Here is a 15,940-nt window from a genome sequence, read left to right as displayed (position 1 = left end):
GTTCAGATAGTCGTTCAGGTTCCAGTTACCAATATCATCATCGGTACCTGGCTGCATATCCGGTCCGGCACTGAACACGTCGAAGCTGCCCATTTCGCCAGGGCTTAACAAGTAGTAATCGTTACCCCAGGGGTCTTTAGGCAGGCGGTTGATAAAGCCTTCGGCCGGGAAATTTCGTGGCACGGGGTCTAGTGTCGGGGCGGTGACCAGGGCCTCGAGTCCCTGTTCTGTGGTGGGCAGCAGGTTAGTGCGCACCTTGTACATCTGAATAGCACTTTCTAACTGCTGAATATCAATGGCGGCTTTTTTCAACTGAGCGGTTTCCTGATTGCCGAGAATAGCAGGTGCCACCAGAGCGGCCATCATGCCGATAATCAGCAATACCACCATCACTTCAATCAAACTGAAGCCGGAATGTCTGCGGGATAGGGTTTTCATTACAAGTTCACCATATTATTTAGGGCCAGAATGGGTTGCAAAATGGCCATGACAATAAACATTACGATACCGGCCATACTGACAATTAGCAGAGGTTCGAAGATTTTCAGGGCCACACTGACCTGAGCTTCAAATTCCCTGTCCTGATTGTCGGCTGCGCGGCCGAGCATTTGTTGTAATTCGCCACTACGTTCCCCAGAGGCAATCATATGCATCATCATAGGCGGGAACATTCGGGTCTTTTCCAACGCCGCGCGCAGGCTGGAGCCTTCCTTGACCCGCTCGGCCGCATCGCTGATGCTGTTGCGGATATGCAGGTTCTCTAATACGCCACCGGCAATCCGCATACTTTCCAGCAGTGGTACGGCGCTGGATGTGAGTATGCTTAAAGTGCGGGCAAAACGCGCGGTATTGAGGCCGCGAGACACTTTGCCCAGTACCGGCAGGCGTAAAATCAATTGATGGTATTTCAGTTTCAGAGCCGGTTTTTGCAGCAAACGCTGTACCAGCACAATCAATAGCATAATCACGATTCCGGCAATCAGAACGTAGTCCCTGAGCCAGTCGCTGATGGCGATCATCACTTTGGTGATGGTGGGCAAGTCCTGTCCCATAGTATCGAACTGGCCGACAATTTTAGGTACTACCTGAGTCAGCAGGGCGATTACCACCAGCATGGCAATAGTCAGCATCAGACTGGGGTAAATCATCGCCTGTATTATCTGGCTGCGGGTCTGGTTACGCTTTTCGGTATAGTCAGCCAGGCGGTTAAGCACGGTGTCCAGGTGGCCGGACTTTTCCCCGGCTGCCACCATAGAGCGGTATAACTGGTCAAAAACATGGGGAAACTCAGCCATGGCATCGGCCAGGGTATGACCTTCCACCACTTTACTGCGTACCGCCATCATCATGTTTTTGTGTCTGGGTTTCTCACACTGTTCGGCCACCGCTTGCAGGGCTTCTTCGATGGGCAGCGCGGACTCCACCAGGGTGGCTACCTGGCGGGTCAGCAAGGCCAGGTCTGAGGCGGAAATACCTTTTTTAAACCAGCCAGCAGCGCTGCTTTGTTTCTGATTACGCTCGGAAACCTGTTGAACGTCCAGGGGAATTAGCTGTTGTTCACGCAACTGGGCACGCACCTGGCGGGCGTTATCGGCTTCCATTACCCCGGACTTATTACGACCGCCCTGATCCAGGGCTTTATAGGCAAAAGCGCCCATTAACAGGCTCCGTTTGGCTTAACAGCAAAAATACTTAGCATCGTCAGTCTTCCCTGGTCACGCGCAGTACCTCTTCTAATGAGGTGATACCTTTTAACACTTTACTGCAGCCATCATCCCGGATACTGGGGGTGGTCTGACGAATGTGTTTTTCAATGGCTTGTTCGCCATGGCCGTTGTGGATCATTTCACGAATGGGCTCATCGACAATCAGCATCTCATGAATGCCGGTACGGCCGCGGTAACCCGTCTGGTTACAGGCGGCACAACCCTTAGGAGCGAAAATACGGTACTCAGTGGTTTGTTGGGGGTGGATACCCAGAATTTCACATTCGCGCTCAGACGGATGATGCAACTGTTTGCAATCCGGACACAGAGTTCTGACTAAGCGCTGCGACAACACCGCCAACAAACTGCTGGATAACAGGAAGGGCTCGATCCCCATGTCTTCCAGTCGGGTGATGGCTCCGGCGGCTGTGTTGGTATGCAGGGTGGAGAGCACCAGGTGGCCGGTTAAACTGGCTTGCACGCCAATCTGAGCGGTTTCCAGGTCACGTATTTCCCCGACCATCACCACGTCCGGGTCCTGACGCAAAATGGCGCGCAGGCCGCGGGCAAAGGTCATATCCACGCGCGGATTGACCTGGGTTTGCCCTATGCCTTCCAAATCGTATTCGATGGGATCTTCCACCGTCAGAATATTGCGGTCTTTGGTGTTTATTTCCGACAGGCCGGCATATAGCGTAGTACTTTTACCTGAACCGGTAGGACCGGTGACCAGAATGATACCGTGAGGCTTACGGATCAGCTCGGAAAAATGCACGCGAATATGCTCGGTCATGCCCAGGTCCTGCAAATCCAGGTGGGCGGTATTTTTATCCAGTAAACGCAGCACCACCCGTTCGCCATGACTGGAGGGCATAGTACTGACCCGCACATCCACGGCTCGCCCGGCAATACGCAGGGTTATGCGGCCGTCCTGAGGCACGCGCTTTTCAGCGATGTCCAATTTGGCCATAACCTTAATTCTGGACACCAGCATGGACGCCATCTTACGGTTGGGGCGCAGGATTTCACGTAACACCCCGTCGACCCGAAAGCGCACCACAAGTTGCTTTTCAAAGGTTTCAATATGAATGTCTGAGGCGCCTTCCTTAATCGCTTCACCCAGCATGGCGTTAATCAGCTTGATAATCGGTGCGTCGTCTTCAGAGTCCAGCAGGTCTTCGGTTTCCGGCAGTTCTTCGGCCAGGGCAAACAGATCCCCTTCATTACCAATATCTTCCATCAGTTGTTTGGCCTCGGAAGAGTCCCGTTGAAACGCCTTGGTCAGCAAGTTTTCAAACTTCTCAGGCGCAATATCACAGAGCTGGAATTCCCGGCCTAGGAAACGCCTGACTTCGGCAAACACCACAAAGGGGGTCTCTGCTGTGTGGTACAGCAACGGCGGCTGGTGGCTGGTATCCAGCAACACTTTATTGCGTTTGGCAAAGCCAAAGCCCAGTTGCTTATGCTCGGGCTGGGATGGTTGTTCCCCGCCTTGCATGGATTCTGCCTGCATTTCGCTATCGGCCATATGCATCAGTCTTCCTTACCGCCTTGCTTATCCTGCTCAGCCTGACGCTTACGTTCCATCGCTTCCTCAAAACTGGGAGGCAGGCTAAGGGCATCATTCCACTCCGGTAATACCGGGGTTTCCGTGTATGGCATCAGCGGTACCCCTTCAGACTGGCGTTTTAGCTGTTCGGCACGGATGAAATTGTACTTACGGTGGCTGATAGTATTCATGGTGACGCCATCTTTGATAATGGTCGGCCGTAAAAACACCATCAGGTTACGTTTGCGCTTGGACGTGGAAGTAGAGCTGAATAAATGGCCCAGAATCGGAATATCGCCCAGCAGCGGCACCTTGGAAACACTTTCTTGCACGTCTTCATCGATTAAACCGCCCAGTACCACCGTACCGCCGTCTTCCACCAATACGGTAGTTTTCAGTTCGCGTTTGTTTATGGAAATATCCACCCCTGTGGTGCCGCTAACGCTGGAGACTTCCTGCTCTATGGTCATCTGTACCCCGCTACCCTCGTTGATTTGCGGGGTGACTTTGAGTTTGATGCCCACTTCCTTACGATCCACTGTGGTAAAGGGATTGTTATTGTTGGAGCTGGCAGAGGAGCCGGTAATAATCGGCACTTCCTGGCCGACAATAAAGAAGGCCTCTTCGTTATCCATGGTGGTGATATGCGGCGTGGCCAGCACATTGGAGTTAGTGTCTGTGCTGACGGCCTGAATTATGGCACCCCAGCCGTCTTTTACCACACCGTACATGGCACCATTCAAGCCGCCTAATAGGTTCGCCAGGCCGGTTAAATCGCCTTCTATCGTTTCCTTAGTCACAATGGGCTCGCCATTGGCACTATAGGTGGTGCGATTGACTTCACGGTCTTCGGCCTGGCGCAGCGCCACACCCAGTGCGCCAATCGGCACTGTACCGTTGGTAAACTGCTGACCACCCCCGTTTTCACTGATCCACTGCACGCCTAGCTGAGTACCGTCACCTTCAAAGACTTCGACAATAATGGCTTCCACCTGCACCTGAGCACGGCGAATGTCCAACTGACGAATCACATCTTCCAGTGAGCGCATCATATCCGGCTCGGCGGTAATCACCAGCGCATTGGAATCCGGGTGGGATTCGATACTGATTTCGCGTTTACCGTTTGAGCGCCTGGCATTAGGCTGTGCAGCACCTTGTTCCTCAGCCTGAATGCTGGCACTGACGCCCTGCAATACCTTAACCAGATCATCAGATTTAGCATACTTCAGATAAATAACCCTGGTGTTGCCGTTAGTTTCCAGCTCCTTATCCAGGCGTTCAATCAGATTGATCAGGCGCTGTCTGGCCTTAATATCGCCGCTGACAATCACACTGTTAGTTCTGTCATCCGCCACCACGCGGGGTTCCAGTACATCCGGGCCACCTTGCTTGGCGCCCTGATTTTTATTGATACTGTCGATAATGCGCACCATCTCAGAAGCGGAAGCGTACTTAAGTTTGACGATATCCACTTCCTGGTCACCAGCCTTATCGACCCGCTCGATAATTTCCACCAGGCGGTTTACTACGGCAGCCCTGCCGGTTAGCAGCATGACGTTGGATTGATCATAACTGACCACATTGCCGCCGCCGGCCTGATCGTTAAGCTGACGTAACAGCGGCGCCAGCTCGCGTACTGAGCCGTTGTACAAAGGCACCACCCGGGTAATCATTTCATCGCCGTCAAATGCAGTGCCTTCAATCACCGGAATATTGGAGGCCTTGGCGTCTTTATCACGCACCACTTTAAGAATGCCGTTGGGCATCTCCACCACGGCAAAGCCATAAACCTGCAGTACGTTCAGGAAGAACTGGTAATACTGCTCTTCATTCATCAGGTCGTAACTGCGTACGGTTATTTTGCCCCTGACATTGGGGTCGACGATGATGGTTTTCTTAAGGTTTTTGCCAACGATATTGATAAATTCGTCAATTTCTGTGCCTTTGAAGTTGGGCGAATACTCTGCGGCACTGATAGACGATGCGGCGCACAGAAAAGCGGCTGTGGCAGCAACGCTTAGTTGAGAAAGCAGGCGACGGCTCAATAGCCTCATGGTCATTATCCTTATAATTCGCTGTCGTCGGATGGAAGATCCAGATAGAGGGTTAATAGTTCCCCTTCTCTGTCTACTGTCAGTTGCAAAGATTCGGTATCTCGCAACATGGACATCGCTTCCATTGACTGCTGGATATCGGTCAGATCCAGACCGTTGATTTCGGTCACTACGTCATTGGCTTGTAAACCGGCGGCCTGAAACAGAGCGGGCTTCTTGCCTGGGCTGACGCGATAGCCCTTTAATTCACCATCCACCATGTGCTGGCTGATAGAAATATAATCGGTAAAGTTGGCCGGTTGCGACTGCAATGCCTGGGTGGCTTGCGCGGCTTCACGGCTCAGCGCTCGCCTTTCCACTGCCGGAGAGGGCGCTGGGCGGTTGCGGTTGGCCGCTTGTTTGTTACCTTTGAAATCCATACCGTCCAGCATCAGGGTTTCCATACGCGGACCATTACGAATAATAATACGGTCCGCATAGACTTCGCGTACCAGGGCATTGGTGCCGTCTATTTTCTCGCCTACACCGTAAGTGTTTTGTTTACCCTGATGTTCAATAATGGCTGCACCGCGCTCTATGTTAGTACTGGCGACGACACCGGTCAGAGTTAGATTCAGATTGGTTTCGGGTGCATCTTCCACTACTTCCACCGGTTTTGGTGTATCGGCCTGAGGCTTGCCGAACAGGTGCAATTGTTGGATCTTGCTGATATCGGCACTAACCCGGCCAGGATTTTGTATGCTGGTTGCCGTGGTTTGGCTGAGCTGTTGGTTGCCAGCCGGGGATGGCAGCAAACGCCAGGTCAGCTCAGCAGCAAAGGCTAATAAATACAGGCTGAGTAGAATTACCACCAGTTGAATCAGGCGCTGCTGGTGTTGCATCAGAGCCAGCCAGGCATGTTGCAGATTGTCAGTTTTAAGTGTTATCACATTGCTGCCATATTTTCGGGTCAAGTTATGGTGGCTCTGGGCCGGAAAACGGCACGCTGAAAGGGGAGCTCGACCTGTGCTAAACTATCCAGCCCATCATAGCCAGTCGCTAAAAGGGCCACAACTTTAATCCGGTAAAGTTACTAAAAAATTACATTCCTATACAGATGAACACAGTTGCAAAATTACAGACCGACCAACAGGCCGTACGCCTTGATAAGTGGCTTTGGGCCGCACGATTTTTTAAAACTCGCGCCCTTGCCCGGGAGATGGTCCAGGGAGGCAAGGTACAATATAACGGCCAGCGTAGCAAACCCAGCAAGACAGTGGAGCTTGGCGCCTGCATAAAAGTTCCCCAAGGGCATGATATAAAAGAGGTCATTGTGCTGGAAGTGCATGATAAACGTCGTGCTGCGCCGTTGGCGCAGGCCATGTACGAAGAAACGCAAGCCAGCCTTACAGCCCGGGAGGCCAATGCCCAGGCGCGTCAGGCTGGCGCTCTGTATAATCCCAAACCAGAACATAAACCTGACAAGAAGCAGCGCCGTGATATCATCAGGTTTAAACAACAATAACGCTTTTCATCCCAATGGGCACCGCAGTGCCAGTACAGAAGAAGCCGAGCATGTCTGAAAATAATGATTTCTTATATCGCTATCTGTTCGAAAAAGCCCATGTCAGGGGCGAACTGGTACGCTTGCAAAAGAGCTATGCTGCCGTGCTGGAAGCGCAGGACTATCCTGCCCCGGTGCGCCGCTTAATGGGCGAACTGATGGCCGCTACCTCATTGCTCACGGCCACCCTTAAGTTTGAGGGGGATATCGCGGTGCAGTTGCAAAGCGAGGGGCCGGTTAAGTATGCGGTGATTAATGGCACTGATAAGCAAGAGTTGCGCGGTGTGGCACGCTGGGACGGCGATGTACCTGAGGACTTTGCCGCTATGTTCACAAAAGGTCTGATGGCTATTACCATCACGCCCAAAGACGGTGAGCGCTATCAGGGCATGGTATCGTTGGACAAAGGCAGTCTGGCTAAGTGTCTGGATGGCTATTTTGCCCAGTCAGAACAATTGGCCACCAGGGTTATTCTGAAAACCCGTACCGAGGGGGCAATCCCGCTGGCCGCTGGCATGCTTTTACAGGTAATGCCTGTGGCAGAGTCTGCCCACGAAGAGTTTGAGCACTTGGCCCAGATTACCGATACCATCACCAGCGAAGAACTGCTGGACTTGCCGGTGCAGGACATTCTGTACCGCTTGTATCATCAGGAAGATGTGGAGTTGTATCAGCCCCAGCCGGTGATGTTTAAATGCAGTTGCAGTCGTCAACGCAGTGCTATGGCCCTGGCGTCTGTGGATAAGCAGGATTTACTGGAGATTGCTGCCAAAGATGGTGAAGTTGCCATTAATTGCCAGTACTGCCATGCCGAATATCGCTTTGATGCCATAGACATTGAAGCCATTCACGCCGGGCAGTTTAACCAGCCTTCTTCGCTTAGTTGATACTAAAGTAATGCGGCGGTCAGACGCCGGATGATGTTGTCGGCAATAAAGCAAACAGGCGTTGTACACTATAGTGGTTGGGCTTAAAGCCCAACCCACAGTGGGCCGGAGCTTATACTGACAATAAGAACTTAGTTAAGCACAGTGGGCCGGAACTTATACCGACAATAAGAACTCAGTTAAACACTGTGGGTCGGAATTTATTCCGACAGCCCTTTGTTTCGCCAACAACTCACAAAGCCTTCTTAGTCGGCATTACCACATTGGCAAAAATCAACCCTGCCACCAAAGACATAAAGATCAGAAAGGTTTCCTGGCCCACATGTTCGGCATGCACAAAATCCTGGCCCGATACAAAGGAATTCAGGCCTATATAGGTTTTTGAACCCGGCACCAACACAATCAAACCCTGCATCACCACAATACTGGCTGGGGCGTTGGCCAAGCGGGTAAACAGATTGGAATACACACCCACGGCAAATGCGCCAACAAAGGTTGCCAGACCATGCTCAAGATAAGGCGCACTGTAGATGCTGGCACCATAGGCAATAAAACCAGACAATAACGCCCAGGGTGCATGTTTAATACGGATACGGAAAATCACAATCAGCGCACTGCATAGCAGCAAAATGGCAAACCAGGCCATCCAGCGCGGCAAAGGGGCGGTGGGCACAAATTCGGCCTGGCCGAATAGGCCAAAACCCAATGCCACACCCAGAAATGCGCCAAAATACAATTTAAACAGCAACATAATGGCATCCATGACCCTGGCGGTACCTGACACTAAATGCCTGGACGACAACTCTGCTAATCCCAGCGCCAGCGCCAGGCCGGGAATAAACACGATGATGGACGACAACACCACTAAGCGAATATTGATACTGGGGTCCAGATGGCTGCTGATGGCGCAGGCCAACAGCCCTGCTACCATCGCCACCACAGGCTCAAGCATATGAGTAACACGGCGCGAATGGGCGGCCCAAAGCACCCAGCCATATACCACCAAGCCAATTAAACTCGACCACAGCACATCGTGCCAACTGGAGCCCAGCAGCATCGCAAACGCGCCACTGGACAAACAGAATGCACTACCCGTCGCCAATTTGCCGTATGGATTGGGCAGGGCATTAATATCATCCAGTAATTTGTCTGCTTCGCTTAAGGTCAGCTTGCCGTCTAATAACTGGGTTACCAGTTCATCGGTACGGGACAATGAACCCAGATCCAACTCACCTGGCTGCACTCTGGCTGCATGAGTGTATTCGTCCTCATGTTTATCGCTCCATATTACAAAGGTCAGTGAGGTGGGGGTGGAAATAAAAGAAGCGTGTACACCAAGGTAGGTTGCTACCTCTGTCAGGTGTGCCTCCTGACGAAACGCAGGCGTGCCGTACTTGTGCAACATTTTGCCAAGCTTGACGATAAATTTTCTTATCTGGATAAAGTCGGCCTTGTGCACCTTGCCTGTTCCTTAAAACTGCCTGCGCCAGCCTGATAACGTTTGCATAAGATGGCTGAACGTCAATCTGGCCCGGATGGATTCGGGCGCGGATTGTAATGTCAGTGCCGGACACATACAACGCATATTTTTTAACCAATTCGCATTAGCCGGACTAATGATCTCAAAAAACACCCAGTATTCGCGTATATTCCTGCGTATTCCACTTCCTATTTCCGCATGCATTGCCAAGAATACCCAGTGCAATCAAAGCTTTGGCTGCTAACTACAACAGTTTAGCAAAAGGATAACCTATGACCTTCGGTGAAAAAATAAAACAACTTCGCAATGAAACCGGCCTGAGCCAGCCACAACTGGCTACTGCGGCAGAAATAGAACAGTCCTACCTGTCAAAGCTGGAGAACGACCGGTCACTGCCTTCAACAGACGTTTTCCGGCGATTACTGCAGGCTCTGAATATAGAGTTGTCAGAGTTTCTGGGGCAGTTAGACAAGCACTATGTTAAGTCACAACTCAGCCACATCAGCGATGTGGAAAACTGGCTGCTGAAGCGCCAGGCCGCCTCTGGGGTGAATAGTCGCCGCTGGTTGTTTGGCAGCAGTCTAATGATGGTGCTGGCCGTTACCTTGTTTTTCAGCGGTTACAGTAAAGTGCTGTTCAGTGAGGATCAGTATCGCTACCTGTCCAAAGGCATTGTCTTGCCAGGGGAGCCGATGGATCTGTTTGATGGCGGTCTGCGGCGCTCTGTGCCACATGAAGAATTTGAAGAACATTTTACTAAACTAATCCTCCGTTATGCTCCGCACGAGCTGACCCTTGCAGAGTCTCGTGGTGCGGGTTTCCATATCCAGGTGGAAGGTGGCAGTCGTTACTACAATATAACCGGCAGCTATAATCGGCAGCGGTTGGAAAATGCGGTACTGCAAATTATTGGTGTGGGCTTACTGGTGGCAGGGCTGATGGGCTTTATACTGGAGTACAAGCTTCAGCGGCGTCAGAGTTAGTTTGTTGTTCGGCCCCTGATGTTAAGGCTCAGGGGCTGTTTTCGTTGCTGCTTGTCTGAGTCCTCTAACCGTCATACCCACTTCCTGTCAGGTTTGCGTCAGTACTGAATATCTCACTGGTTATAAGTTAACCAAATTGGCAAATTGACCCGATAAAGAATTGCTGATTCAATCACCACCGGATAGATCACCTATCAGACAGAAATTAACGCTGTTGCCTGGCGTAGAGCGCCCAATAGGGTAACACTGATAATAATGGAACAGGAGTAAGCGTATGGAAATTTCAGCACAACCTCAATGGACGGCAGAGCCGCAATCCGGATACCAAATCAACTCTACAGCGATCAGCGCAAACGGCAAGGTCTGTGTGCTGGGGACGTCACAGGAATATGGAAACGGTGACTTTTCGGTGTTTTGCTATAACGGCAAGGGCGCATTGCTATGGCAGGACAAAATAGGTGAGGATATTTATCAGGGCGTGTATTGGGTAGCTGTCAGTGGCAATGGTAACTATGCTGCAGCTGGCGGTACACTCAGCCATGAAGGCACTGATACTGGCTTCTTATATGCCTATGACAGTGTAACCGGCAAACGTTTGTTGGAATTACAAACCCAAAGCCGGGTCAATCAGGTGGCCTTGTCTGACAGTGGCGAGACACTGGTGGCTGTTGCAGGTAATCAATTGCTACTGTGTGTGCTGCAAAATGGCCAGTATCAGATGGTGGACCAATACAGCTATGCGGACCAATACTGTCAAAGCTGTCAACTGAGCGCGGATGGCAGTGTGGCGGTCGTCGCCACCACTCGTAACTATGATGTTACTCAGGGGCCGGCTGGCACAGTGGCGCAGTTCAGTATTATTGGCAGCAAGTTACAGACACCTGTACTTTATCAGGCTCAGACCAGTCTGCAGAGAGTGGCCATTAGTTATGATGGGACCTGGTGGGCCGCTGCCAGCCATAACGGCCAGGCGCTGGCATTTTCTATCGAACAACCTGATACCCCCGTCTGGCAATATCAGCCAGACGGACTAGACCTCTCTGTGGCCTACGCTATTGCGATACAAAAAGGTGTCGACGGCCAGGTTTATCTGGTGTGTGGTGCTAACCTGCATGAGCAGAGTCATGGTTGCCTGTATGCGGTAACGTCGTCAGCCACCTTGCCAGCGACTCCCACACCCATGTGGCAGAAAAACACCCAATATGATCCTAATCCTGGCGTAAATATGGATCGTCAGGCAATCTATGTTACAGCAACGGACGGCCAGCCAGAGCAATCAGGGCAGGAAACGCCGGGCAACTTTTACCTCATCGATGTGCAAAGCGGTAGCACATGTTGGCAGGTGCCGACCTCTCTGATGAACTGGCCAATGGCCATCAATACCGACGCTAGCGCCATATTTGGTGCCAGCGACAACGGTTTGGCCTACTATTGGTCGGCAAGTTAAGGGTAAACATTTGCGAGAATCACCAGCTTCGGGCAAGTATCATCTGAAATCAGTTGTCAGCCACCAGTTATTGGACAGCCGGGAAATGTTGCGCAGCCTGATGCTGGCTGGCTCCTGGTTGCTGCTATGGCGGTTGGCTGTATTGATGGAATATGCCCCGCATGCCAGTATCTGGTTTCCTTCAGCGGGTTTGAGTTTTGCGGCCTTTCTGATTTTGGGTCTGCGCGCCGTACCCATTGTGATGTTGTGTAGCCTGATTGCCACTTTCTGGGTGGATGATTTGTACGCGATGCACCAGACATGGACGCAACTGGCCTACACCGGTGTATTGTTTGGGGCGGCCCACTGTTTTTCCTACTATTGTGGCGCTAAGTTGTTAAAGCAACTGGTGCGTCGTTCGTTCAGTGATGCGCTGCCCAAAATTATCCTTAGTTTTTTGATCCTTGGCTCGCTGTCAGCGTTACTTGCCGCGCTACTGGGCACTCAGGTGCTGGCAGGGAGTGGTTTGATTGAGCAACAGGAAGCGGCCAGTATCTGGCTGCCCTGGTGGATTGGCGATATGGCTGGCACTATTGTTCTGACGCCACTGTTTATTGGCTTGCTCAGTTGGCGCTACCCCTTAATTGAAGGCTGGCTGGGTGGCTTGGACTTTCAGCAAAGTGGCCAGGGGTTGTATGGTTTTCTGGTCAAGCTGCTGATTAGTAGCTCCTTACTGACCTTGACTATGCTGCTGGCAGCGCAGTTTCGTTACTCCGAAGTGTCTTTTGCGGTGTTCTTCCTGATTATTCCGCAGATGTGGATTGTTTACACCGAGTCCGCCTTCAGAGCCTCGCTAAGTCTGGCTGTGTTTAGTACCTTAACTGCTGTTTGGGTGGCATCGCTGTCCCTGATGGATTACGCCCTGGTGTACCAGTTTGCCATCTGCGTGATTTCAGCCAGCGCATACTTTGGTTTGGCGGTGCCGGTGCTGGCAGCACACAACGCGCAACTGCGGGAACTGGCGCTAAGCGATGGCCTGACCAAAGTGGCCAGCCGCCAATATTTCTTTGAACGGGCCGAACAGGAGTTGCTCAGAGCCAGACGATATCAACAACCCATTTCTTTATTGGTGTTTGATATAGACCACTTTAAACAAATAAATGATCAGTTTGGTCACACTGCCGGGGACAGTGCCCTGGTGCTGGTGGCCGAAGCGATAGGCAAGGGGCTGCGTCAATCTGATCTGCTTGGACGTTTCGGCGGTGACGAATTTCTGTTGTTGTTACCTGGTATTGACCTGGATAAAGCCAGTGAAACCGCCGAAAGACTGCGCCAGGCCCTACGCGGAGTGAAAGTGGCAGACACCCGGCATTTTCTTTCCGGCAGTTTTGGTGTGGTGCAGATTGAACGCCATGAAGATTTTCAGGACGCCTTTGAGCGTGCCGATGAATGTCTGCTGAAAGCCAAAAAGGCCGGCCGTGATCAGGTGTTCAGTAGCCGGCCCGCTGAGCAGAGATAAACTGTCGTAGGGCAATACCTAGTTCAATGAATCATCCTGCCAGTATTTTGTGCCTTTGATGGTGGCTTGCAGGGCAAGGCCAGCCTCAGTGACCTGATATATTTCCACCTCATCTGCCATCACTTCACCACCGGCAGCGCCGCCTTTGTCACTGGCTTTGGCGGCGGCATCCGCATGGGCACCTACCATCCAGCCGCTTTCCACGAAGCGATCGAAGGCATGGCGGGTTTTAAATACAAACACGGCGCGAAAATCTTTTACCCCTAATCCAAGACCAATACCGGCTTCACCCATTTTCATATAGGTATCTTTGCCGCTGGCATTGTCGTGGGCCAGGCCATAGCCACCAGAGAAGCTGGCAAAAATCAGATTCACATTGGCATTGCTGAATACCGCATAGCCTGGTGCCTCACGCATCTTCTGACGAATATTGGACTGGTGCTTTTGCACAGACTGTACGGTTTCCTGCACCATTTTTTGTACGTCCGAGCGGCGCTGTTCAACAGTTTTTTGCTGATTTGCCGCGCAGGAAATCAGCGTTAATGCCATCACCGCAGCCAGAATCTGTTTCAACATAGCCATGTCCTTTTATAGGTTGGTAGGTATTCGTTTATCCAGCATAAACAGAAGAAAAAAACTTGCAACTCATCTGATGTCGATCTATTTTGATATCAAATTGATATCACTAAGAGTTGATTATGATTAGAGAAAAAGTCGGATTTTCCTTAAATGGTTATGCGGTGGTCGCTACCTTGATTGTGGTACTGGCGATTTTTGTGCCACAGATAAGTGAATTGATGAATGCCACTACCCTAATTAGCCTGGCGGTGGTGGCCTTGGATGTCGCGGCGCTGGCGGGTTTTATGATGGTGCAACCTAATCAGGCAAAGGTTATGACCTTATTCGGTGCCTATGTGGGCACCGTGAAAAAGACGGGTTTACGCTGGACCATCCCGCTATTTAACCGCCGCACCGTGTCATTGCGCATCCGCAACTTTGAAAGTGGCAAAATTAAGGTAAATGACAACCAGGGCAACCCAATTGAGATTGCAACCATCGTGGTCTGGTCAGTATCAGACAGCGCAGAAGCGGTGTTTGAAGTGGATGATTATGAAAGCTTCGTTAACATTCAGAGCGAGTCGGCACTGCGTAATATGGCCAGCTCTTATCCTTATGATCCCCAGGAAGAAGACGCGGTAGCCCTGCGCAGTCATCCACAAACCATTTCTGACATTCTCAAGCAGGAAATTCAGGATCGTTTGGATAAGGCGGGCGTGATGGTGCACGAAGCCCGTATCAGTCACCTGGCCTACGCCCCTGAAATTGCCAGCGCCATGCTGCAACGTCAGCAGGCCAGCGCGATAGTGGCAGCCCGTACCCGTATCGTCGAAGGTGCAGTGGGCATGGTGGAAATGGCGCTGGAAAAGCTGCGTGAAAAAGACGTGGTGGAGCTTGACGAAGAACGCAAAGCCGTGATGGTCAGTAATCTGTTGGTGGTGCTGTGTGGTGACAAACACACGCAACCGGTGATTAATGCTGGCAGTTTGTACTAGCCTGATGACCCTGGTCACTGTGTGGCTGACGGTGATGCCATCAGATTGTGCATTGGCATCCCGTTACCCGGCACTAATGGCTACCAAGGTGGAATCGAGGGCGGAAATCCGCGGCGCAATCTGGCAGCAATCAATACCGGTGATTGATACAATGCCGTGCACCCGGCCAGGAGCCGCCCATATAGCGGCAACCTCCATCCCATTGACAGCAAGATTGAAAAGGTAACCTCTTGTCAAAAAAAGCCTACCCGCTTCGAATTAATGCCGATGTGCTGGCTGCTATGCAGCGCTGGGCGGATGATGAACTGCGCAGCCTGAACGCCCAAATTGAATATGTGCTGCGCGATGCGCTGGTAAAACAGGGGCGGGTTAAACTGGTGCAGAAGGTCATCACCGAAGTGGAAGACAACAAACGCGGGCCAAACCAACAGGATTAGTCTGTTTCAGCGTCGAATCCGTCTTTACTGGCACAGCTCTTGAATAATCAGGTTCTGATAATGCGCAATAACAGAATATTGACGGAGTTCCTGATGACCACCCAAGCCCTGATCAAGGATATAGAAAGCCTGTCTGCTACCTTAAATGAACAGCAACTAAGCCAGTTTCTAGACATTATGGATGCCATGGCCGTGTTGCTGGCCGAAGCGCAAAGCAAAGCCGAGGCCGTGCCGCTAAAAAATCAGACGGTATCACGCGCACTGGATGCGGTCGGAGTGCATTGATTACTTGCCGTGAGGTGTCGGAATAAATTCCGACCCACTCTGGGTTGGGCCGCAGCCCAACAAAACTTGCATAGCATTGCGCTGATGTTATTGCGCTCCAAACCTGTGCCCGGTCAGGCAACTGACAGCTGAGCCGGTGACGCCTGCGAGCAGCGCCGCTATTCTACAAAATACGTGCCCCAGCCATCGTAATGCACTTTGTGCTTGTCGGCGATGGCCAGCAGGGTAACGGTGTCCTTGTTGATCACATCCAATTCCAGCGGCCTTTCAATCACGGCATCGAAACAAAACAAGGTTCCGCCGTCATCCAGCACCAGTTCTTCGGCATCGCCGACTTCAAAACCGGCTTTAAAGGCATCCACGGCGGCCTTCTCTAACTGGTCAAAATTGTCGCTGGCAAAGTGGTATTCGATGGAGTGAGGCAGTTCGGCATTGCTGCCGTCATTTAACAGCGCTTCGATGGTTTCCTGATTAAACTCGTACCATTCATTTATTTCAGCACTCATAGCATTTTCCGC

16 protein-coding genes are annotated in these 15,940 nt (G+C 51.5%); 8 read left to right on the top strand and 8 right to left on the bottom strand.

The features are described 5' to 3' along the window. From gspG to gspC, 5 genes are all read right to left on the bottom strand, one after another. Positions 1-438 (bottom strand): type II secretion system major pseudopilin GspG (gspG, locus tag CSR04_RS18155; protein WP_102797731.1); only part of this gene is annotated, 438 nt, incomplete at its 3' end. Continuing rightward, entirely contained in the window at positions 438-1,658 is a 1,221-nt protein-coding gene (gene gspF / locus CSR04_RS18150) for a type II secretion system inner membrane protein GspF (protein ID WP_102797730.1), read from the bottom strand. The genes gspF and gspG, both read right to left, overlap by 1 nt. A gap of 43 nt (positions 1,659-1,701) precedes the next feature. Then, the gene (gene gspE, locus CSR04_RS18145) at positions 1,702-3,234 is read right to left on the bottom strand and encodes a type II secretion system ATPase GspE (protein WP_425427707.1); all 1,533 of its coding nucleotides are present in this window, start codon (positions 3,232-3,234) and stop codon (positions 1,702-1,704) included. A gap of 5 nt (positions 3,235-3,239) precedes the next feature. After that, the gene (gene gspD / locus CSR04_RS18140; protein WP_102797728.1) at positions 3,240-5,309 is read right to left on the bottom strand and encodes a type II secretion system secretin GspD; all 2,070 of its coding nucleotides are present in this window, start codon (positions 5,307-5,309) and stop codon (positions 3,240-3,242) included. Positions 5,310-5,320: 11 nt separating this feature from the next. Then, positions 5,321-6,235, bottom strand: a complete 915-nt coding sequence (gene gspC, locus CSR04_RS18135; protein ID WP_425427706.1) for a type II secretion system protein GspC — start codon at positions 6,233-6,235, stop codon at positions 5,321-5,323. 170 nt (positions 6,236-6,405) lie between these two features. On the opposite strand from gspC, the gene hslR reads away from it, so the two are divergent. Together hslR and hslO are read left to right on the top strand one after the other, a co-directional pair. Continuing rightward, a complete protein-coding gene (gene hslR / locus CSR04_RS18130) occupies positions 6,406-6,813 on the top strand; it encodes a ribosome-associated heat shock protein Hsp15 (RefSeq protein WP_102797727.1) in 408 nt (135 codons plus the stop codon). A gap of 50 nt (positions 6,814-6,863) precedes the next feature. Next, on the top strand, positions 6,864-7,739 hold the full coding sequence (gene hslO, locus CSR04_RS18125; protein ID WP_102797726.1) for an Hsp33 family molecular chaperone HslO: 876 nt from the start codon (positions 6,864-6,866) through the stop codon (positions 7,737-7,739). A gap of 232 nt (positions 7,740-7,971) precedes the next feature. Here hslO and CSR04_RS18120 read toward each other — a convergent pair whose 3' ends face one another. Continuing rightward, the gene (locus tag CSR04_RS18120) at positions 7,972-9,198 is read right to left on the bottom strand and encodes a threonine/serine exporter family protein (RefSeq protein ID WP_102797725.1); all 1,227 of its coding nucleotides are present in this window, start codon (positions 9,196-9,198) and stop codon (positions 7,972-7,974) included. A gap of 293 nt (positions 9,199-9,491) precedes the next feature. Between CSR04_RS18120 and CSR04_RS18115 the strand changes: the two genes are divergently transcribed. The 3 genes from CSR04_RS18115 (at position 9,492) to CSR04_RS18105 (ending at position 13,147) form a co-directional block, all read left to right on the top strand. Further along, complete coding sequence (locus tag CSR04_RS18115; protein ID WP_102797724.1) at positions 9,492-10,202, top strand: helix-turn-helix domain-containing protein; 711 nt, start codon at positions 9,492-9,494, stop codon at positions 10,200-10,202. 274 nt (positions 10,203-10,476) lie between these two features. Beyond that, complete coding sequence (locus CSR04_RS18110; protein ID WP_102797723.1) at positions 10,477-11,649, top strand: WD40 repeat domain-containing protein; 1,173 nt, start codon at positions 10,477-10,479, stop codon at positions 11,647-11,649. Positions 11,650-11,659: 10 nt separating this feature from the next. After that, the gene (locus CSR04_RS18105; protein WP_146027202.1) at positions 11,660-13,147 is read left to right on the top strand and encodes a sensor domain-containing diguanylate cyclase; all 1,488 of its coding nucleotides are present in this window, start codon (positions 11,660-11,662) and stop codon (positions 13,145-13,147) included. A gap of 18 nt (positions 13,148-13,165) precedes the next feature. On the opposite strand, the gene CSR04_RS18100 is transcribed toward CSR04_RS18105, so the two are convergent. Continuing rightward, entirely contained in the window at positions 13,166-13,723 is a 558-nt protein-coding gene (locus CSR04_RS18100) for a lipid-binding SYLF domain-containing protein (RefSeq protein WP_102797721.1), read from the bottom strand. 122 nt (positions 13,724-13,845) lie between these two features. Here CSR04_RS18100 and CSR04_RS18095 point away from each other — a divergent pair, with 122 nt between their 5' ends. The 3 genes from CSR04_RS18095 (at position 13,846) to CSR04_RS18085 (ending at position 15,422) form a co-directional block, all read left to right on the top strand. Then, positions 13,846-14,700 (top strand): SPFH domain-containing protein, encoded by an 855-nt coding sequence (locus CSR04_RS18095; RefSeq protein WP_245921729.1) that lies wholly within the window; start codon positions 13,846-13,848, stop codon positions 14,698-14,700. A gap of 281 nt (positions 14,701-14,981) precedes the next feature. Further along, positions 14,982-15,137 carry a type II toxin-antitoxin system antitoxin gene (locus tag CSR04_RS18090; RefSeq protein ID WP_483861852.1) on the top strand — a complete coding sequence of 52 codons (156 nt, stop codon included), beginning with the start codon at positions 14,982-14,984 and terminating at the stop codon, positions 15,135-15,137. Positions 15,138-15,230: 93 nt separating this feature from the next. Next, positions 15,231-15,422: a hypothetical protein gene (locus CSR04_RS18085; protein WP_146027201.1), complete on the top strand. Its 192-nt coding sequence runs from the start codon at positions 15,231-15,233 to the stop codon at positions 15,420-15,422. A gap of 158 nt (positions 15,423-15,580) precedes the next feature. Here CSR04_RS18085 and rraB read toward each other — a convergent pair whose 3' ends face one another. Continuing rightward, entirely contained in the window at positions 15,581-15,928 is a 348-nt protein-coding gene (gene rraB, locus CSR04_RS18080) for a ribonuclease E inhibitor RraB (RefSeq protein WP_102797718.1), read from the bottom strand. Positions 15,929-15,940: the final 12 nt, after the last annotated feature.

Source organism: Bowmanella denitrificans (assembly GCF_002887595.1).
Lineage (GTDB): Bacteria > Pseudomonadota > Gammaproteobacteria > Enterobacterales > Alteromonadaceae > Bowmanella > Bowmanella denitrificans.
The sequence above is the reverse complement of the archived record's forward strand: the minus strand, read 5'-3'. Positions and strand labels throughout refer to the sequence as shown.